We start from the raw sequence: 20751 nt of genomic DNA, 5'->3' as shown, positions 1-20751 counted from the left end.
TCGTGCCGCCCGGCGGCGTGGTCCGGGTTATTCGACCGTGACGGATTTCGCGAGGTTACGGGGCTTGTCGACGTCGTACCCGCGCGCCTGCGCGACCTCGGCCGCGAACACCTGCAACGGCACCGTCGACAACAACGGCTGCAGCAGCGACGGCGCCGACGGGATCTCGATGAGATGATCGGCGAACGGGCGCACCGTCTCGTCGCCCTCCTCCGCGATCACCACGGTCACCGCGCCACGCGCCTGGATCTCCCGGATGTTGCTGAGCAACTTGCTGTGCAGCACCGCGCGGCCCTTCGGCGACGGCATCACCACGATCACGGGCAGACCGTCCTCGATCAGCGCGATCGGACCGTGCTTGAGTTCACCGGCCGCGAACCCCTCGGCGTGCATGTACGCCAGTTCCTTGAGTTTGAGAGCGCCTTCGAGCGCCACCGGATACCCGACATGCCGGCCCAGGAACAGCACCGCCGGCGACGCCGACAGATCCCGCGCGAGTTGCCGGACCGAGTCCATGCCCTCGAGCACCTGCGCGATCTTCTCCGGCATCGCCGCCAGATCCTCGTACTCGCGGGCCACCTCGTCGGGATACTTCGTGCCACGGGCCTGCGCCAATGCCAAGCCGACCAGGTAGTTCGCGGCCATCTGCGCCAGGAACGCCTTCGTCGACGCCACCCCGATCTCCGGACCGGTACGGGTGTACAACACCGCGTCGGCCTCACGCGGGATCTGCGCACCGTTGGTGTTGCACACCGCGAGTACGCGAGCCTTCTGGTCCTTGGCGTGCCGCACCGCTTCGAGGGTGTCGGCGGTCTCCCCCGACTGCGAAATCGCGACCACCAGCGTCGAACGGTCCAGCACCGGGTCGCGGTACCGGAACTCGGAGGCCAGTTCCACCTCGACGGGCAGCCGGGTCCAGTGCTCGATCGCATACTTCGCGACGAGACCGGAATGGTAGGAACTGCCGCACGCGACGACGAACACCTTGTCGATGTCGCGCAGTTCCTGATCGGAGAGCCGCTGCTCGTCGAGCACGATGCGGTTGTCGACGAAGTGCCCGCGCAGGGTGTCGGCCACCGCGCCCGGCTGCTCCTCGATCTCCTTGAGCATGAAGTAGTCGTGGCCGCCCTTCTCGGCGGCTGCGAGATCCCAGTCGATGGTGAACGGCTGGGTGCGCACACCGGTGTTGCCGTCGAAGTCGGTGACCTCGTACGAGTCCGCGGTGATGACCACGACCTGGTCCTGGCCCAGTTCGACGGCGTCGCGAGTGAACTCGATGAACGCGGCGACATCGGAGGCGACGAACATCTCCCCGTCACCGACACCGACGACCAGCGGTGTCGAGCGTCGAGCGGCGACGATCGTGCCGGGGTGGTCGGCATGGGTGAAGACGAGAGTGAACGCACCTTCGAGGCGGCGCACTACGCTGCGGGCACTTTCGACGAAGTCCCCGGCGGTCGGGCCCTGGGCGTAGGCGCGGGCCACCAGATGCACGGTGACCTCGGTGTCGGTGTCGCTGGCCAGCTCCACGCCGTCCTTCTCGAGTTCCTCGCGCAGCGGTGCGAAATTCTCGATGATGCCGTTGTGCACGACCGCGACCTTGCCGGTCACGTCCCGGTGCGGGTGCGCGTTGCGGTCGGTGGGGCGGCCGTGGGTCGCCCATCGGGTGTGGCCCATTCCGGCGGTGCCTGCGAAGTGGTCCTCCCCGATCTCGGCGAGTTCGGCCTCGAGGTTGGCCAGACGTCCGGCCTTCCTTTCCACTGCCAATCCGCCTCGACCGTCGAGAATGGCGATTCCGGCCGAGTCGTAACCCCGGTACTCCATCCGCCGCAGCGCTTCGACTACGACGTCGAGAGCACGACGGTGCCCTACATACCCCACGATTCCGCACATGGTTAGCAGGGTACTGGTCGCGGGCTGGACGACCGCAACTCATCGGGAACTCGGCCGCCGGCGGGCAGCTGTTCGGGCACGACGCGCGCAGGCTTCGCGCGACACGCACGTCACGGGCACACCGGACCCGCCTCCGCAACGTATCCGCTAACGTTCACGCCGTGGCGGCGAACCCGAAATCCCTGGCTAAGGAACTGTCCAAGCGCGGTCCGCACTCGGTGCTGCGCGGCGACCTGGCGCTCGCAGGACAACCCGGCGTGGTCTATACCCCCGCCGAAGGGTTCAACCTTCCGGCAGTGGCGTTCGGGCACGGCTGGCTCACGAATGTAGGCAAGTACACAGCACTGTTCGAGCATCTCGCGTCGTGGGGCATCGTCGTCGGGGCTCCCAGCACCGAACGCGGCCCGGTCCCGTCCGCTGTGGGGCTCGCCACCGACCTGCACACCACACTCGACATCTGCCGCGGCGTGCGACTCGGCACGGGACGCATCAGCGTCCATCCGGACCGTCTCGCGTTCGTCGGCCACGGGTTCGGTGCGGGCGCCGCCGTGCTGGCTGCCGCGCGCCGCGAAGTCGCTGCGGTCGCCGCGCTCTACCCGGCACCCACCTCACCGCGTGCGTCGGACGCCGCGGCGCAGGTCACCGCTCCCGGTCTGGTCCTCGTCGGCGAGAAGAGCGTCGGGTCGATGACCAGCGACGCTGCCGCGGTGGCCGCATCGTGGGGCGGCGACGTGCAACTGCGGGTGGTGGAGAAGTCCGACGACAACGGCCTTGCCGAGGGACGTCGCCTGATCGCCGCTCTCGGTATCGGCGGGAACGAGCGGCGCACACAGCAGCACACCCGCTCGCTGCTCACCGGCTTCCTGCTCCACCGGCTGAACGGGGACAAGACCTACGCGGCCTTTTCCGACCCGACCGCCGAGATTCCGGGCTCCGTCGCGCTCACCGACCCCAATTCGATCGACCGCGAACTCGGCAGCCAGATCAATCTTCTTCTCGGACGCTGATCCGGCGGACGACACGCGGATCGTCTTACGCGACAACTCCGCCTTCCGCCGAGTGTCAGAGCGGCCCGGCTTCGGCGAGTACCACCCCGCCGTCGGCGTCACCGGGTTGGCCGGTCGCCCGATCCGTCTCGGCAGCGACCGGCGCAGCTGGTGATGTCGAGGTGTCGCGGCGGCCGGACGCGGGCGCAGCGGCCACCGGTGGGATGTCGCTTGCGGGCGTCCCGGATAGATGGATCTGGTCACCCACCGGGTCCGGCGGCGAATCGGCCCCACCTGTGACGCCCGCGCTCCGGTGCTCCGTCGGCAACTGATCGGGTGGCGCGTCCACCACCGGCGGTTCCACCGGCACCGCGTGCGCCGGTGACGGTTCCTCGGATCGGGCCGTCGGCGTTGCCGGACCTGCTGCGGACGGCTCCACATCGGGAGGCGCGGCGGGCGGTGTGGCGTCGGGCGAAATCGCGGCATCTGTGACGGCGTCGAGCATCGCGGTCGCGGCCCGCACTCCCGATCCGGCCAGATCGAGTACGGCACCGGCGAGACCCGCTGCCGCGACGGCGAGATCTACTCCTGCTCGTACCGGGTCGCTCCCGTCGCCCGACGACGGCACGTTGGGGGCGAAGCCCGATCGGATACTGCCCGGCACCGACGCGCCGAACGCAGCTCCCGCCCCACCGAGATCTTCGATGCTGCCGAATGATGCAGCCAGAGAGTCGAATACAGATCTGATCGTTCGATCGGTGTCGTCACAGACCCGGAGCACACCGTCGATCGCAGCGCCGAACTCCGGGGTGAACGTCTCGCGTAGCCATCGCGAGCACGGCTCCGCCGTGGTAGCCGGATCGCCGGACCCGCGATCGGCGGGAGGAAACCAGCCCGCCACCTGATCCGGAGTGGGACCGCCTGACCCACCCGACGCGCCGGCAAGAATCACCCGGACTTCGTCGGCAGTACGTCCGCCGACGAGGCGCCCCTCGAACGCGCCGACGACGCGCGCCTTGTCGCCGACGATCGCAGCGATGTCCGCCGCAGCGGTGGCGAGAGCACGCGACAGCGCGTCCACGCCGCTCTGCAGTGCCCACCCCTGGACGATGACGGCGTCCAAGCGCGACCGAGCGGTGTCGCCGGCGCGTCCCTGCCAGACTCCCGGCAGGCCACGCACGTGACCGCTCTGATCCTCGACATGGCCGCCGAGCACGTCGGCGAGCCGACCGAGATCCGAGGCGTCGGCGACGAGCGTGGCGAGATCGAGGCCGCGTTGCTCGTCGTACCTCTCCCGCAGCGACTCGGCCGTGGTGGAAGTCGCGATGCCCAGCTGATGCGCACAGGGAAGGTACTCGGCGAAGAACGTCAGACCGCCGGCGCCCATGTCGAGGATGCGGGCCGGGTCCGATGCCGGCGTCATGGTGACCAGTGGCCGGGATCGCCCCGGAGGGTATCCGGGCCCGGTACGCGGGTCATGTCGTCCGCCGTCGCCGCGTCGCGCTCGGCGTAACGGTCGGCTGCGGTGCGCAGCGCATCCACGTGTGCGTTCACCGCCGCCACCCACTCGTCACATGCCCGGCGCACTCGCCGGTATCCGTCGTCGACGACCGCGCCGCAGTTGCGGTAGTGCTCGCCGGCCATGCGTGGACCGAACTCCAGATTTCCTAGGAGATGACGGCATTCGTGATCGGTGTCGTCAGCGGATCTCGCCACTCGGCCCGCAATCGACATGACGCCCTGCTCGTCGAATCGCACACGATCCCGTGGTGCTGCCATGGCCCGCTCCTCCCCCGCATTGCGTCTCGCTGTGTTGGACGCAGCGACGCCCCCTCCGGTTCCCTCATCGTGGAGGGTCGGGAGGGGGCGTCGTGCCGATGGGGTCCCGGCGGGGACCGGATGAGGGGCTGTCCTGGCGTCAGACGCCTGCCACGACTCCGGCCAACCGGTCGGCGAGGGCGCGGGCATGGCTGTCGTCGGCGGCCTCGACCATGACGCGGACGAGTTGCTCTGTGCCGGAAGGCCGCAGCAACACGCGTCCGGTCTCGCCGAGTTCACGCTCCACTTCGGCGACCGCGACGGCGACAGCAGGATCGTTCGCTACCGCCGCCTTGTCGCTCACCCGGACGTTGACGAGAACCTGCGGCAGGATGGTCATCACCGACGCCAGTTCGGAGAGCGAGCGTCCGGTCGTCGAGATCCGTTCCATGAGCCACAGTCCGGTGAGCACGCCGTCGCCGGTCGTGCCGTGAGCAGGGAGCACGATGTGCCCGGACTGTTCACCACCGAGGCTGAATCCGCCGCGGCGCAACTCCTCGAGCACGTAGCGATCCCCGACCCCGACGGTCCGGACGGCAATTCCGGCGTCCTTCATCGCGAGATGCAGTCCGAGGTTGCTCATCACCGTGGTGACCAGCGTGTCGTCGTGCAGTTCACCTGATTCGTGCATGCTCAGCGCCAGGATCGCCATGATGGCGTCGCCGTCGACGACCGCACCGGACGCATCCACCGCGAGACAACGGTCGGCATCCCCGTCGTGAGCGAGACCCAGATCCGCACCGTGCTCCAGCACAGCTTTCTGCAAGCCTTCGAGATGTGTCGAGCCGCAATCGAGATTGATGTTGAGCCCGTCGGGCTCCGCGCCGATTGCGATCACCGTCGCGCCGGCGGCCTCGTAGGCCTCGGGGCCGACGCGTGACGCCGCACCGTGCGCACAGTCGACGACGACCGTCAGACCCGTGAGGGGATGATGCATCGTCGACGCGAGGTGCGCGAGATAACGGTCCACGGCGTCTTCAGCGACCCGGACGCGTCCGATCCCTGCTCCGGTGGGGCGTGCCGGTGACCCGTTCTCGCCCTGGAGTACCGCCTCGATGCGGTCCTCGACCGAGTCCTCGAGCTTGTGCCCACCCGCCGCGAAGATCTTGATGCCGTTGTCGGGCATGGGATTGTGCGACGCGGAGATCATCACTCCGAGGTCGGCGCCATAGGCGGCGGTGAGGTACGCGACTGCGGGAGTGGGCTGCACGCCCACCGACAGCACATCGACGCCGGCCGCGGTGAGTCCGGCGGTGACGGCGGCCTCGAGCATCTCACCGCTCGCGCGTGGGTCCCGGCCGACGACGGCCACCGGCCGCCGCTCGGAATCCGCCGGCGCCAGCACCGCGGCAGCACCACCGGCCAGACGCAATGCCAACTCCACCGTCAGCTCGGCATTTGCCAAGCCTCGAACTCCGTCGGTGCCGAACAACCGACCCATAGACACGCCCCTCAACGTTCACTGCGGTCACTACCGCGCATAGCTCCCCGGTTCCGCGGGACGGCGTACCCGGCCCCGGAATCTGACGGAAGACAGAATGCACGAAAGCAGGCGCCGGTAGCGAATCTCTACCGACGCCTGCTCTCGTGGTCGAACAAGTGCCGAGGCTGACCAGGTCAGCATCGGCGACACATCAGCGCTTGGAGTACTGAGATGCCTTACGGGCCTTCTTCAGGCCGTACTTCTTACGCTCGACGGCACGCGGGTCACGCGTGAGGAAGCCGGCGCGCTTGAGCGCGGGGCGATCCTCGGGAGTGACCTCGATGAGTGCACGTGCGATGGCGAGACGCAGCGCGCCGGCCTGGCCGGACGGGCCGCCACCATGCAGGCGAGCGTGGATGTCGAAGCCCTCGGTGCGCTCGACGGTCACCAGCGGCGACTTCACGAGCTGCTGGTGCACCTTGTTCGGGAAGTAATCCTCGATGGTGCGGCCGTTGAGGACGAAGTTGCCGGAGCCGGGCATGAGGCGCACGCGAACGACGGCCTCCTTACGGCGACCGACGGTCTGGATCGGACGGTCGAGCACGATCGGAGCCGCGGGCTCCGCAACAGCCTCTTCAGCCACGTACTCGTCTACAGCGACCTCGACGTTGTCGGCGAACTCTTCGACGTTCGTCACGTTCTCGGTCTGTTCCTCGGGCGTCGTCACTGTGCCACCTGCTTGATCTCGAACGGCACCGGCTGCTGCGCGGCGTGGGGATGGTTCGGGCCCGCGTAGACCTTCAGCTTCTTGGCGATGGCGCGGCCGAGCTTGTTCTTCGGGAGCATGCCGGTGACGGCCTTCTCCACGAGACGATCGGGGTTCTTGTCGAGAACCTCGCCGACCGAACGACCCCGCAGGCCACCCGGGTAACCGGAGTGGTGGTACAGGAACTTGTCGGTCCGCTTGTTGCCGGAGATGGCGACCTTGTCGGCGTTGATGATGACGACGAAATCACCGCCGTCCATGTGCGGAGCAAAGGTGGGCTTGTGCTTGCCACGGAGCAGGGTTGCCGCCTGCACCGCGAGGCGGCCGAGGACCACGTCGGTGGCGTCGATGACGTGCCACTCGTGGTTCAGCTCGCTGGCCTTCGGTGTGTACGTAGACACAGAATTTCCTCGTCTATCGTTCTCGCTGCTGGCCCGCATGCCGCCGATGGTCACACCCGGCGGCCAGTTGAGACCCGGGATGAGATGTTCGCCGCGCGCAAGGCAACGACGACGGACGACACGCCGAGGAACCACTTTACCGGCGCAGCGGCCGGTAGGTCAAAACGCCTCCGGACAGCACGACGTCCCGGCGGCCTCTCCACCACCGGGACGCAGTGCCGTGGGCTCTCCCCCTGCACCCACCGGACGCACCGGGTATCACCCCGGGAAGCGAGCCTGGTTCCTCCGTTCCGTTGCCTGCATGTCGTCGTTGCCGCTCGACACGATTCGGCCGATGTCCTGCAGCACCTGGATGAGGCCGGCTTCGGCCCGGTTCCACCGCTGCTGGGTCGCGACGTAGTCGGCCTGCGCCTCACCACTCCACGTGGCCACCAGCGGCGCTACCTGCGCTTCGATCCGGTCGAGCGTGTCCCTGATCGCCTTCTCGCCCGAGACGAGGCGCGAGTGCAGATCTGCGACGCCCGCGAAATTCTGGAAGATCTCGGATCCACCGTCGACTGTCACTGTTCGTTCTCCTTCAGCTGGATTCGGGACCGGGGATCAGAACGAACCGCGGAGAAGGGAACCGGCACCGGGGTCGACGGCACCGAGCGCCCGTGCGTTCTCTTGTTCGGTCGCGTCGTATGACCGGCCGCTGGTCCGCACCGCCTCCGCGAGTTCGTCGAGTGCGGCAGTCAGGTTGGTGTTGTTGACATTCCAACGCTCCATGATTCCGGCGAAGCGCGTGGCGGACACACCTCGCCACACGGACGGTGCGGACTGCACGACGTCGCCGAGCACCCGGAGAATCCCCACGAGTTCGTTGCGAGAATCCTGAAGTTGCCCCGCGACCACCTCCATGGTTGCGACATCTGTGCTCAAGCCATTCGAGTGGCCGGACCCTGCTCCGGCCGACGGTTCGGTCACGAGTGCTCCTTCGATCGCTCTGCGCACCGGCTGTCTCAGCCCCCCAATTGGTCTGAGCCGGATTGCGCCTACACAAGGTTGGACGCCGCAACCGGCCGAGCGGTTCCCTCGGATCCGGAATTCGTTTCGAGCGTGTCTTCATCCGGTCCGGAGGGTGTGCACTGCCTGTTCGCATTCGCGCCGGATCCCTGCCCACTCACCGTCGAGGAACTGGCAACCCACCGCGACCTGCAGCCCCGGGAAGACCACGACCGACCACCGGACCTCGGAGAATTCATCGGGCACTTCGGTGTAGGCGATCACACTCCGGTCCGCGAATGTGGTGTCGGCGTCCATATTTCGAATCACTCCGCCGCGCTCATCCGCTCGTGTCTCGAGCACTTCGGCCACGGCATGCTCGTCCATACCGTCGGCCAGGACACTGTGCACGATCACGATTCTCCGGTCGTTGCCCGACGCCGGGACGAGCTCCGTGCGCCCCGAGTCGGCTGATTCCGGCGTTCGCAGGCGCCAGGAACCGGGCAGGTCGAGATGCACCGGCCCGACGTCGAAGCGAGCCCGCCGATCCGCGTCGGGTTGCGGGAAATCCGACGGGTCTGCGGCCGAGACCTGACTGTCGGTGGCACCGGTGCCGTCGCCGGTCGTCCCGGCGCCCGCCACGGATCCGGTGGGCGCGGGTGCGCCCACCCACAGGAACACCGCGGCGAGTACGCCGAAGCTCACCACGGCGAGGATCAACTTGGCGGCTCGCCCGTTGCGGGTGGCAGGAGCGGTTCCCGGTGTCCGTACCTCTTGTAACCACGGCACGGTCGAGGTGGTGTCGGCGTGGGCGGTGTCCTGGGTATGGGCGGTGTCCTGGGCGCGGCGGCCGGACACTGCCGCCACCATCTCCGCGGCAGCGACCGGCACGGTCGGGACTGTGCCGGCGATCCGGTTCGCTATCTGCTCGCACGCCGGCCACCCCGCCGGTTCGCCCGGCGCACCGGTGAGGACCAGGACACACGAGTCTTCCCGGCCGTCGTTCACCGCTGCGATCAGCGACCTGACCGTCCCTTCCGCAGAAACCGTGTCGTCGGCCCCCGCCGTAACGAGGTCTTCGACCAAGATCTCCGGATTCCGGGCGACCCGGTCGACCACCGGACCGTCCTCGCGCGACCCCGGCGTGACCGATACAGCGGTGACGCCTCGCTCGGCGAACTCGAGCACGACGTACCGCTCGGCATCGTCCTGGTACGCGGCACGACATGCCGCAACGGAGACCGGAACCAGCAGCACGTTGTCGGCGACCTGACGCGCAGCCGTGTCCAGTAGGCGGCGCCGGCGCTCGTTCCACCACGTCGGGTACACCACGACGGCTGTCGCGACCATCGGTGGCGCACCCACGGCTGCGGCGGCATAGCGCACGAGTCCGGTCAGCAAGGGTCCTGGGTCGTGGCCGTCCGTTCGCGGCGAGGCCGCAGCGGGGTCGTCGACCGCGTCGGTGACGTGGATCGCGTCCGGAGAGTCGAGAGCCGAGTCACCGAACACCCAGCCGCCACCGAGCCGAGCCGCGACCGCGGGTACCGATCGTGACGTCTCACCCCATTGCCCCCGGACCCACCCCGGCAGTACGGCCAGGACCAGCACCTCCGGCGACGTCACGGCAGCGGTGACCATGCGGTCTGCACGAGCGACGCGCCGTCACGGCGCACGAGCAGTCCTCTTCCCGCCGGCATAGGCGACGGACGGGCCGAGCCCACGAGCGCACCTTCGTCCCGATTGCCGCTCATCACCAGCCCGGGACTGGAGAGTTCGCGCAATCGGGCCAGAACCGGTTCGAACAGTGCCCTGCCCGCTCCCCCGGCTCGGCGCGCCACCACGAGGTGCAGGCCGAGGTCCTTGGCCTGCGGCAGATAGTCGATCAGGGGCGCCAAAGGATTCTGGCCGCTCGTCGCAACCATGTCGTAGTCATCGATGATCACGAAGACCTCCGGCCCGGTCCACCACGAACGGTCGCGCAATTGCTGTTGAGTGGTCCCCGGCCCCGGCAGTCGCCGCTCGAAGATCCCCGCGAGTTCCTGAGCCATCGTGGCCAGCACGCTCGCCGCCGGTGCGTAGCCGCCGAGGTGGTCGCCCTCGACTACGCCGAGCAGGGTGCGGCGGTAGTCGCCGACGATGATGCGCACCTGGTCGGAGGTGTTCGACTCCATCAATCCGCGGCAGATCCCGCGCAGCAAAGCTGTCTTCCCGCAGCCGGAATCACCGAATACGAGGAGATGCGGGCTGTCGGTGAAGTCCACGGCGACCGGCGCGAGTTCCGCTTCGTCGATGCCGATCGGGATCGTGAGACGCACCGCGGGCGGCGCATCCGGGGCACTCGGCCATCCACGGGGCAGCGCCGCCAGCAGGTCGGCGCGATCGATGGTGTCGGGCAGCATCCGGACCCTGGGTGCGCGTCCGCCGGGTGTCGCGGCGGCGATCGCGGCGACCGCTCCCGACACTCCGGCGCCGAGATCGGTGGTGTCCGTGACGCCGTCGACGCGCGGCAGCGCCACGAGGATGTGCAGCCCGTCGCGGTCGATTCCACGGCCCGGTCGCCCCTCCGGAACCGTCGCCGCCTTCTTCCGTCCGTACTCCGAATCGGACGGATCCCCGAGGCGCAGTTCGAGTCGCGTGCCGAACTGATCGCGCATCGCCGGACGGACATCCCCCCAGCGGGGCGCACTGAGCACCACGTGGATACCGTACGAAAGCCCTTGGGATGCCAAGACACTCACGACCTGTTCGAGAGCTTCGAAGTCCTGCCGGATACTGGGCCACCCGTCGATCACGAGGAAGACGTCGCCGAACGGATCGGTGGACGTATCGGGTGCGCCGTCGGCCCGGCGGCGGCGAAACTCGGCCATCGACTCGATACCCCGCTCGGCGAACAGTCGCTCTCGGCTCCGCAACAACGACACGAGTTCCGCGACGGTACGCCGCACCCGATCGGCATCGAGACGGGTTGCGACCGATCCGACGTGAGGCAGCGCTGCCAGACCTGCGAGCGCCCCGCCTCCGAAGTCGAGACAGTAGAACTGCACCTGCTCCGCGGTATGCGTCAGGGCCATCGACACGACGAGAGTGCGCAGCAGCGTCGACTTCCCCGCCTGGGGACCGCCCACGATCACGACGTTGCCGGCCGCACCCGCAAGATCCACCACGAGAAGGTCGCGGCGCTGGTCGAACGGCCGGTCGACGATGCCGACAGGAGTCCGCAGGGAGGCGAGGCGGGGTACCTCGCCCGTGAGGACCGAGCGTGGGACCAGCGCATCGAGAGTCGGAGACTCCTCGAGCGGAGGAAGCCACACTTCGTGCGCGGGTGTTCCGTGTCCGCGGATCCGATCCACCACGAGGTCCAGGAGGCTGCGGCCTCCCGTGGCCGTCGTGTCGTCGGGAATGTCCGGTGTCGGGACCGCCTGCGGAACAGGATCGTCGAGTGGAACGCCGCGCGCGGTGAACACCCGGGGCCGCAGTGCACCGGTGACGCCGTGCACCACGGCTCGCCGGGACGGGCGTCCCGACACCGAGGGCCCGGAGACGTACGCCGCAGCGAACCGCACGATCTCCGCCGAATCCGACTTGAGGTAACCCGCGCCCGGCGCCGACGGCAGATGGTAGGCATCGGGAACGCCGAGGACGCTGCGCGATTCGTTCGCCGAGAAGGTCTTGAGGCCGATGCGATAGGACAGATGACTGTCGAGCCCTCGCAGTCGTCCCTCGTCGAGTCGCTGGCTGGCCAGCAGAAGATGCATGTGCAGCGAGCGCCCCAGCCGTCCGATCGCCGCGAACAGGTCGGCGAATTCCGGTTGCTGCGAGAGAAGTTCGGAGAACTCGTCGACGACAATGAACAACGCCGGCAGCGGATCGAGGGGAGCGCCCGCCGCACGTGCCTTTTCGTAGTCTCCTACGTTGGCGAAGTTTCCGGACGCCCGGAGCAACTCCTGCCTGCGGTTCATTTCACCCTCGAGTGCGTCTTTCATCCGGTCGACCATCGCGAGTTCGTCCGCGAGATTGGTAATGATCGCCGCGACATGGGGCAGTCCTTCCAGCCCCAGAAAGGTTGCGCCGCCCTTGAAGTCGACCAGGACGAGATTGAGATCGTCGGGCGAATGAGTAGCGACGAGGCCGAGGACAAGTGTGCGCAGCAATTCCGACTTTCCCGATCCAGTGGCTCCGATGCACAGACCGTGTGGGCCCATCCCGTTCTCGGCGGCTTCCTTCAGGTCGATCTCCACAGGTCTGCCGTCGGTATCGACGCCGATGGGAACCCGCAGACGGTCGCGTCCTCGGCGCGGGACCCATGCTCGGCCGGGATCGAAGCGCAGCACGTCGCCGACCCCCAGAAGGTCCTGCCAGGTGGCCGGACTTTCGTCGGAGTTGTCACCGACCGAAGCCTGCGCGACCACGCGATAGGGAGCCAGACGGCGCGCGACCGTCTGGGCCCGGGGCGCGCTCACGGCGTCGGCGTCGGCGAACGACTCGACGTCCACGCCGGATCGTGCGCCGACACAGCCGTCCTCCACCACGAGTTGGAGGCCGAGAGCCGACGCGAGTCGCGGCGCGAAACCCGACAGGTCGAGGATCGTCAGCGAATCCAGCCCGTCCTCGAGCAGTCCCGACCCGGACCCCGACACGCCACCGTCGACCACGACGACGAGCTGCGGAACTCCCTCGACGGCCGGGGCATTGCGCGTGAAGCGCCCTCGGGTCGAGAGGACCGGAGCGAGGTCCGTCTCCAGTTCGAGGACCGAGCCGAAGACCATTCGCGCGCTCCCCGCACCGTCGCGGGCGTCGGGGTGCTGAACGTGCGGGAGCCATTTGGCCCACTCCCATTCCGCGGCCGTGTCCGGTCCGCAGACGATCGCTACCCGGAGGACGTCCGGCCCGTGAAAGGTGCACAACTGGATGAGCATCGCGCGCGCCAGAGACCGGGCGGCCTGCCTGTCTCCGTCGAGCCCGATCGCCGCAAAGCCTCGCAGTGCGACCGCCGTGGGCAGCGCGGGTACCACCGAGTGGGCTCGCACGAACCGCCGGAGAGAGACCGCCGCGACCGGCTCGAGATCCTCGAGCGGACCGGTGTCCGGTGCGACGAGGCGGGTGGCGAGTCGCTGCCCGCCCCGCCCGACCCGCACGTGGCAGAAATCCGCATCGGTGCACCGCCGTTCCCACATCCGCGCAGTGCCGACGAGGGTCCAGAGCAAGGCCGGGTCGGGGTGCGCCCATTCGAGCGATTTACGCTGTTCGCCACTGGTTTCGGTGACCTCGCGCCGGACCTGGTCGAGATACCGGAGATAGTCTTTGCGGTCTTCGTCCACCTCGGAGGTCTTCGTTCCTCCGCGTCCGCCGTTCGCGAGCATGCCGACCATCGAGACGACCATCATGATCGGGAAGATCATCGCCATCGGACTGCGGGCCATGCCCGAGGTGAACATCAGCGCCATCATGCCGACCATGGCCGCCACCATCACGAGCGGCAGCAACCTCACCAGCAGGTTCCCGGGCGTCGGACGCGGAATATCGGGCGGCGCTTGCAAACTCAACTCGCCGCTCGGAGCTCGCGGAGCCTCCTTGCGCGCTGCGCGCACGAAGCGCTCGGTACTCAACGTTCGCCACCCCCGGAACACCGCATCCCACAACCGTCCCCCGACGGCCGACCCCCACGGTCCGAGGAAGGGTAGCGCACGACGCAGACATACAGGGTGCCTCCGTGATCGGGTCCTACCGGCGACTCCGCCACGAGACACCGACCGGCCCGTGTCGTATGGTCTGCGTCGTCCCGGTCGGCGCGGTGCACATCCGAGGGGAGCCGCGCGCAGCGGCCGGCGACCGGGTGAACGACGGGGGAAGAAGGCCATGACGTCCGCGCAGACCGGATCCGACCATCACGGCACTGTCGAGGCTCCGGATCTGTGCAGGATCACGGTGCTCGCGCAACACACCGAGGTGGATCTCGCCCTTCCCCTCGGAGTTCCTGTGGCGCTGCTGATTCCCGGCATCGTCGACCTCGTCGCATCGCACCGGGCCGCGAACCGGTTCGATCTCACGCCCGAGCAGGTGGAGCCGGGGGCGTGGACCCTCGCCCGGATCGGTCATGCGCCGCTTGCCGGTGCGCTGAGCCTCGACGAACACGGTGTACGCGACGGCGAGTTGCTCGTCCTCGCCGACGCCGGATCTCCTGCGCCTCCCCCGCTGTTCGACGACGTGATGTACGCGGTGGCGGTGGACGGCAAGGACCGGTTGCGACGGTGGGGCGCGGCTCCCGCAGGTGTGCTCGCAACAGTTCTCGCTCCGGCCGCGCTCTCCGCGGGCTGTTTTTCCCTGGTGCAACTGCCGGCGGGACCGCACCGACTTGTAGCGGGCGCGATCGCGGCGGTGCTGGGCGTTCTGCTCCTGCTCGCGGCTGCGGTCGTCTCACGTGGGTACGGCGACCCGCGGACGGGGCTCCTGCCCGCCGTCTGCGCGGTACCGACTGTGTTCGCCGCAGGAGTGCTGCTCGTGCCGGGCGATGTCGGGCCTCCCCACCTACTGCTCGGGGCCGTGCTGGTCGGTGCGGCCGCGGTGATTGCGTTGCGAACGGCCATGGTCGGTACTGCGACCTTCACCGGTGTCGCCGCCGCTGCGGCCTGCGCGGCGGTCGCACTGGGTTTTGCGTCGACGGCCGGTGTCGGGCCGCACGCGCTCGGTGCGGGCACGGTGATCGCAGCCTTGCTTCTCGCCGCATCCGCGCCACGGCTCGCAGCGGTTCTCGGCCGCCTGCCCGTACCTCCCGTACCCGTACCCGGAACGTCACTCGACCCGGTCTCGCCCGATCCGGAGACTGCTGCTCCGCTCCCGTCGTTCGGGGAACTCGAGGCACGGATCGGACTCGCCCGCGCGCATCTGACCGGGCTGGTCTACGGGGCGGTCGCCGTCGCCGTCGGTGGCGCGTGGTGCGCGGCCTATCCGGTGGCCGGGGCGGTGTCGTGGCCGGGGGTAGGTCTGGCCGTCACCACCGCGGTCGTGCTGATGTTCCGGGGCCGCTCCTACACGTCCGCGACCGAAGCTGTGCCGCTGGTACTGGGCGGCGCGACCATCCTGATCGGGCTGATCACCGGAGCGGCGGTACTCACTCCGGTTCCGCCGTGGTTCGTCTCCGCCGCTGCCCTGGCGATGTTCGCCGGAGCGATCGTGTTCGGTGTGGTGGCGCCCCGCCGTCAGTTCACGCCGGTGCAGCGCCGGATCGCGGAACTGACCGAATACACCGTGATCGCGCTCGTCGTTCCGCTCGCGTGCTGGGTCGCGGGCTTGTACTCCGCGGTGCGGGGGCTGTGAAGGGATGCGACGGTGTGCGGCGTCCGCCTGCGTTGTCGTCATCGCGGCGGTGATCGCAGGCGCCGGCAGTCCGGCCGCGGCGAGACCACCCGTTCCGGACCCAGCCCTTCTGCCGTCCGCTGGTGCTCCGGCGCCGCCGGACGCCACGGAACAACGGATCGTGTGCTCGGAACCGGAGGATGCAGCGGACGGGCCCCAGGTGCCCATTGCCCAGCGGATTCTCGATTTCGAGTCCGTCTGGCCACTCACCCGGGGCGCGGGGCAGGTCGTCGCGGTCATCGACACCGGGGTGCAGCCCCATCCCCGGCTACCCGCACTGCAACCGGGTGGTGATTACGTATCGACAGGGGACGGCACGGACGACTGCGACGCGCACGGCACACTCGTCGCAGGTCTCATCGCGGCTGCCCAGGTTCCCGGATCCGGGTTCGCCGGGGGTGCGCCCGATGTCCAGCTGATCACGATTCGCCAGTCGAGCGGACGGTACTCGGATCGGGCACGCGCAGACGACGACACCGCCCGCAATGCCACCGGTTACGGCGACGTGCGCACACTCGCCTTCGCGCTCCGACGAGCGGTGGATTTGGGTGCGACCGTGGTGAACATCTCGGAGGTGGCATGCCGGACCACTGCCGAAGGGCTGTTCGACGGCCCCTTGGGCGCGGCCGTGCAGTACGCCACCGATGTCGAAGACGTCGTCGTGGTCGTGGCGGCCGGGAACACCGATACCTGCCGTCCCGGGAATCCTGCATCGCTCGATCCCGCTGCTCCCCAAGACGATCCGTGGGATTCGGTCACGACTCTGGCGTCGCCGGCCTGGTACGACGACTACGTGCTCACCGTCGGCGCGGTCGAATCGGACGGCACCCCGTCCGAATACAGCCTGCCGGGCCCGTGGGTGGATGTCGCGGCACCGGGCAGCGGACTGGTCTCCTTGAATCCCGGCACGGCGGGTCTCGTGGACCAGATCTGGGGATCGAACGGGCCACAATCGATTTCCGGCACCAGCTTCGCAGCGCCGCTGGTCGCGGCGACTGCGGCTCTCGTGCGTGCCCGGCACCCGCACCTGATCGCACGTGAGGTGATGGCCCGGATCGAGGCGACCGCGCATGCCCCCGCCGAGGGTTGGAATCCGCGGGTCGGCCACGGGATCGTGGATCCGTACGCAGCCGTCACAGCCCCACTGTCGGCGAACCATTCACGTTCGGCAGAGGTGCGTCCTCCCGAACCGCACCCGCTCGCTGCGCCCGCAGAAACTCCCCCGCCGGACAACCGGTCGCGCACCGTCGCGCTGATCGCTGCGGCCGCGGTCTGTATCGCGCTGGTGCCCATCGTGTTGCTGTCGATCCCGCGGCGCCGTCTCGGCGAGCGGTCCTGAGCCGTCAGCCTCCCGCGCGTACGGGTGCGGGGCTCGGGTCGGGTGCTACACCGTCGTGCGCGAGCAGCGCCTCAGCCCTGCCGAGAGCGGGACCGGGTGCGAGGAGTTCCACCATCGGCCACGGGGCGCGGACCGGGTCCGACAAACCCAGGGCTGCCGCGGATTCACTGTCCACGATGCCGTAACGGACACCGGTGTCCGCGACATAGAACAACGAGCCGGCGCGATCGCTACCGGCCGTCACGGCCGTCGTGCCGAGGTACACGCCCCGCCCCGGCGGGACGTACACGGCGTCGGCGTTCGGGCCCGCGCCGTCCGCCTGCGCCGGCACCACCGGGACGGCGTCCTCGGCGAGGGGGAGCCCGGTGCCTGCCGACAACCCCAGCGTCGAACGGTTCCGGCCGTCCCCGGGTTCCCCCGGGTCCCAGGTAAGGCACGCCACGGGAGCGTCGGCCGGCTCCACGATGTCGGGAATCACGGCGGGGAAGGAAGCCACCGCAAGCTCCTGCACGGCGGGCGCATTCTTGAGGACGTCCGGCGGTACGACCGGGATCTCCGCCGCCCCCTGCGAATCCGACGCGTGCAGGATCTGCGCGGTCGCTCGCGACACCTCTTGAACGCCGTCGCGCAGCACGACGTGGAAACTCTGCCCATCGGGCTCGGTCAGCGCGACCACCGATCCGACCGGCAACCCGCGAACGTGCACGCTCGGAGCACCGCCCGCACCGGGAATCACCGGGGCGGCGAGAGCAGGCACTTCGGGAACCGCGCCCAGGAGACCGGGACTCGCCGGACGAGCCCGCGTCACATCGATACCGAGCACTCGCGTCAACGCACGGTCGTCCGGGTCGATCTCCGCTCGAACACCGTTGTACACCAGATAGAAACGATCGTCGGACGAGACGAGAAAGGCTTCGTCCTCGCGCAGGGGCGCACTTCTGCCGCTCTCCGGCGCACCGACGACGACGGCGGTCGTCACGCCGTGCATTCCGTTGGGTTCGACGGTGTCGCACACGGTCCACGGCCGATCGTCCGAGGCGTGGGTCAGCGACGACGGCGCACCCGGGATCCCCACAAGAGGGCCACGGGGGCGATCCGCGAGTTGGTCGTCGGCCACGACGACCGGTTCGACGGGCGAGCCGAGCACGAGGCGTGCGGACGCCAGGTTGAGGGCGGGGTGGAAAGTCCCGTCGATCGCGACGTACAGCGCGCCGGACTCGCGTCCGACGACGACGGTGGCATCCCCGATCCGGTCCTGAGGCCGGAACAAAGCCAGCGCGGCGCAGCCGGCGAGGCCGAGGCATGCCACGACCGTTCCCACCGCGAGCGCGCGGGACTGGGAACGCAGGGGGTCGTGGATCATCCGCACATCGCGTCGCACCAATGCGTGGCCCATGCGCCGCATGAGAAATCTGTATCCGCTGACCTGCCATCGCGTGGTCGGCTGCGCTGCCATGTATCTCCCCCTGTGCGGCACGCTCTCTGCCGCAACACAGTACAGTTCCGCCGGGAAGTCCGGTGGAGCGCAGGGGGCGCGGCCGGGCGGGATCGGGGGGAGACATGGCTGGGGCTTCGGCGGCGGCAGGACGGACGAAATCCGTTGCCGTCACCCGTCTGGTGATCGCGCAGATCTCTGCGGTGGCGGTGTGGGCCGCAGTGCACGGCGCCACGGGCCGGATGTGGATGGCGGTAGCGGGGGGCGCGCTCGTCGCGGCGGCACTGACGATCCCGGTTCGCGGAGTCGATGCGATCACGTTCGCCTCCACACTGGTGCGCTACCGGTGCGGACGACGCGGAAACGAAGCGGTCCTGCGCGACTTCCCGCAGCCGTCCGGTCGCCCGATCGGCCTGAGCTGGGACGCTCCGTACGTGACGGCGGTCGTCGAGGTCGTGTCCCGGCCCGGGCAGGTCATGCGCGTGGGGCGCGACAGCGTCGAGGCCGAGGTCACGCTGCCGCTCGACGCGATCGCATCGTGCCTGCGCCGGCACGACGTCACCCTCGACGGGATCGATGTGGTGACGCACGGATGGCGGGTACGCGATTCGAGCCCGGCAGGGCAGGTCTACGCACACCTACTGGGTCCGCTGCCCGCTGCAGCCGAGCGAACGGTCTGGCTCGCTGTCCGTCTCGACGTGTCGACCTGTGGTGAGGCGATCGCCCGGCGCGGCGGCGGAGCGGAAGGGGCGGCACATACGGTCGCGGCGGCGGCGCGGCGCGTCGTGCGAGTGCTCGACGACGGAGGTTGTGCGGGAATCATTCTCAGCGCCTCCGACATCGAGACAGCATCGCGTCGCGTCGCGCACGGTGTCGCGCCGGCCGAATTCGCGCGGCACCCGCATCACGTCCCCCTCCCGATGGGCTTCAACAGCGGTGGTTACTTCGACCCCCGCCGATTCGGTCGTCACGCAGCGACCAGCGTGTGGACCTATCCCGCCCTCTCATCGACACTCGTAGTCCGGCTACGGCCGGGAGATCAGGGCGCCGTCCGGGTCGCGGGATCGGCTCGGTTCACCACGAGATCGCCTGTCGTTCCGGCGCTGCCCGGGCTCCGCTGCCCGTACGGGCTCGACCGGGAGTCGTTGACCGCCGCCTTGCCGGTGGCCGCGCCGAGACTCGAGCACGTGGCTCCGTTGCGTGATGTGAGTGCCGGCGAACTGGTTGACCTCGCACTGCCGCCCGGCGGTTGCGGTCAGCTCATCGGTTCGGACGATGCCGGGCGCGCGGTCACCGTGCGACTCTTCGGTCCCGGGATCCGCTCGGTGCATGTCGCGGGCGAGTTGTACCTGGCACAGCAGGTCGTGTTCAGAGCGGTGGCCGTGGGAGCGCGGGTTCTCCTGTACACCGATCGGGTCGGTGCGTGGCGGCCGCTACTCGACGGTGCTGCCGGACCGGATCGGCTTCGCGTCGCGGGTGAGTACGCCGACGATGGGAAGTTCGACACCGTGGTCTACGACGGCGTGCGGCCCACGACGGTTCCGCCGCAGGTCAGCGCGATTCACGTGCAGATGTACCCGGAGAGCTTGCCCGGAGAACGCCCCACGGTGTTGCTTCATCAACCGGGCGCATCGGGAGACCGGATCCTTCTCACCACAGCCGGCACCCGCGTGCACCTCACGCTCGTGACCATTGCAGCCGAGACCACCCATATCGGCCGGCCGCGGATTCCCGAACCTGTTCCGGTGTCCTGACTGCCCTGCTCAGCCCGGATACTCCGTGCGAGCCCGCCCCTCCCGCACCGTCCGCGCCCACCAATCGATCTGGTCGAGCATGCGTTCTGCCGCGTCGATCGCCGCCCCGTCGGTGGTGGTGCCGTCCTGCGCGAAAGCGTGCTTGACGCGGTGGAAACTCACCGATTCGCGCACCGGCACCATATGCACCTCGACGACGACCTGCCTGAGTTGCTCGACGGCGCGCAATCCGCCGGACAGCCCACCGTAGGAGACGAATCCGATCGGCTTGGTGCGCCATTCGTGTTTCACCGTGTCGATCGCGGTCTTGAGCGCGGCCGGATATCCGTGGTTGTACTCCGAGGTGACCACAACGAACGCCTCGGCCGCGCCCACACGGCGGGTGAACGCGTCCGCTTCGGGGCCTCCCGACAGATCCTGAGGTAAGGGAGTGTCCGCGAGGTCGATGATTCCCACATCGAATTCTGCTCGGCGGCGCGCGGTCTCGGCGAACCAGTGGGCGACGACCGGTGCGACGCGTCCGGCACGCACGCTGGCCACGACGATCTCGAGGCGGACCGGCCCGGTCCCGATCTGTGGGTCCATGCCTGCGATCCTAG

General features: G+C 69.0%; 16 protein-coding genes. 4 read left to right on the top strand and 12 right to left on the bottom strand.

The genetic code is table 11. The features are described 5' to 3' along the window. Positions 1-27: 27 nt before the first annotated feature. Entirely contained in the window at positions 28-1893 is a 1866-nt protein-coding gene (gene glmS, locus ACFWU2_RS13020; protein WP_378606407.1) for a glutamine--fructose-6-phosphate transaminase (isomerizing), read from the bottom strand. A 161-nt stretch (positions 1894-2054) separates the two neighbouring features. On the opposite strand from glmS, the gene ACFWU2_RS13015 reads away from it, so the two are divergent. After that, complete coding sequence (locus ACFWU2_RS13015) at positions 2055-2900, top strand: hypothetical protein (protein WP_378606404.1); 846 nt, start codon at positions 2055-2057, stop codon at positions 2898-2900. Positions 2901-2955: 55 nt separating this feature from the next. Here the strand turns inward: ACFWU2_RS13015 and ACFWU2_RS13010 are convergent, their stop codons facing one another. The 9 genes from ACFWU2_RS13010 to eccCa form a co-directional block, all read right to left on the bottom strand. Next, a complete protein-coding gene (locus tag ACFWU2_RS13010) occupies positions 2956-4302 on the bottom strand; it encodes a hypothetical protein (RefSeq protein WP_378606401.1) in 1347 nt (448 codons plus the stop codon). Beyond that, complete coding sequence (locus ACFWU2_RS13005; protein WP_378606398.1) at positions 4299-4658, bottom strand: hypothetical protein; 360 nt, start codon at positions 4656-4658, stop codon at positions 4299-4301. The genes ACFWU2_RS13010 and ACFWU2_RS13005 overlap by 4 nt, the downstream gene beginning before the upstream one ends. Before the next feature lie 139 nt (positions 4659-4797). Then, a complete protein-coding gene (gene glmM, locus ACFWU2_RS13000; protein ID WP_378606395.1) occupies positions 4798-6138 on the bottom strand; it encodes a phosphoglucosamine mutase in 1341 nt (446 codons plus the stop codon). A 193-nt stretch (positions 6139-6331) separates the two neighbouring features. Further along, entirely contained in the window at positions 6332-6847 is a 516-nt protein-coding gene (gene rpsI / locus ACFWU2_RS12995) for a 30S ribosomal protein S9 (RefSeq protein WP_378606392.1), read from the bottom strand. Continuing rightward, positions 6844-7287: a 50S ribosomal protein L13 gene (rplM, locus tag ACFWU2_RS12990; RefSeq protein ID WP_378606389.1), complete on the bottom strand. Its 444-nt coding sequence runs from the start codon at positions 7285-7287 to the stop codon at positions 6844-6846. Before rplM ends, rpsI begins: the two co-directional genes overlap by 4 nt. 258 nt (positions 7288-7545) lie before the next feature. Further along, positions 7546-7851, bottom strand: coding sequence for a WXG100 family type VII secretion target (locus ACFWU2_RS12985; protein ID WP_378606386.1), 306 nt, complete (start codon positions 7849-7851; stop codon positions 7546-7548). Between the two features lie 36 nt (positions 7852-7887). Next, positions 7888-8253 carry a WXG100 family type VII secretion target gene (locus ACFWU2_RS12980; protein ID WP_296551762.1) on the bottom strand — a complete coding sequence of 122 codons (366 nt, stop codon included), beginning with the start codon at positions 8251-8253 and terminating at the stop codon, positions 7888-7890. 138 nt (positions 8254-8391) lie between these two features. Next, positions 8392-9909 (bottom strand): type VII secretion-associated protein, encoded by a 1518-nt coding sequence (locus tag ACFWU2_RS12975; protein WP_378606383.1) that lies wholly within the window; start codon positions 9907-9909, stop codon positions 8392-8394. After that, positions 9891-13877 (bottom strand): type VII secretion protein EccCa, encoded by a 3987-nt coding sequence (eccCa, locus tag ACFWU2_RS12970; protein ID WP_378606380.1) that lies wholly within the window; start codon positions 13875-13877, stop codon positions 9891-9893. The genes ACFWU2_RS12975 and eccCa overlap by 19 nt, the downstream gene beginning before the upstream one ends. Before the next feature lie 250 nt (positions 13878-14127). Here eccCa and eccD point away from each other — a divergent pair, with 250 nt between their 5' ends. Together eccD and mycP are read left to right on the top strand one after the other, a co-directional pair. After that, positions 14128-15585 carry a type VII secretion integral membrane protein EccD gene (eccD, locus tag ACFWU2_RS12965; RefSeq protein WP_378606377.1) on the top strand — a complete coding sequence of 486 codons (1458 nt, stop codon included), beginning with the start codon at positions 14128-14130 and terminating at the stop codon, positions 15583-15585. A gap of 4 nt (positions 15586-15589) precedes the next feature. Continuing rightward, positions 15590-16963: a type VII secretion-associated serine protease mycosin gene (gene mycP, locus ACFWU2_RS12960; protein WP_378606374.1), complete on the top strand. Its 1374-nt coding sequence runs from the start codon at positions 15590-15592 to the stop codon at positions 16961-16963. A gap of 4 nt (positions 16964-16967) precedes the next feature. On the opposite strand, the gene eccB is transcribed toward mycP, so the two are convergent. Next, positions 16968-18419 (bottom strand): type VII secretion protein EccB, encoded by a 1452-nt coding sequence (gene eccB / locus ACFWU2_RS12955; RefSeq protein ID WP_378606371.1) that lies wholly within the window; start codon positions 18417-18419, stop codon positions 16968-16970. Positions 18420-18523: 104 nt separating this feature from the next. On the opposite strand from eccB, the gene eccE reads away from it, so the two are divergent. Further along, entirely contained in the window at positions 18524-20152 is a 1629-nt protein-coding gene (gene eccE, locus ACFWU2_RS12950) for a type VII secretion protein EccE (RefSeq protein WP_378606369.1), read from the top strand. 9 nt (positions 20153-20161) lie between these two features. On the opposite strand, the gene ACFWU2_RS12945 is transcribed toward eccE, so the two are convergent. Beyond that, a complete protein-coding gene (locus ACFWU2_RS12945; protein WP_378606367.1) occupies positions 20162-20737 on the bottom strand; it encodes an NADPH-dependent FMN reductase in 576 nt (191 codons plus the stop codon). Positions 20738-20751: the final 14 nt, after the last annotated feature.

This window comes from Rhodococcus sp. NPDC058639 (assembly GCF_042717545.1).
Classification (GTDB): domain Bacteria; phylum Actinomycetota; class Actinomycetes; order Mycobacteriales; family Mycobacteriaceae; genus Rhodococcus.
Note: the sequence above shows the minus strand (reverse complement) of the source record. Positions and strands in the feature narration are given on the sequence as shown.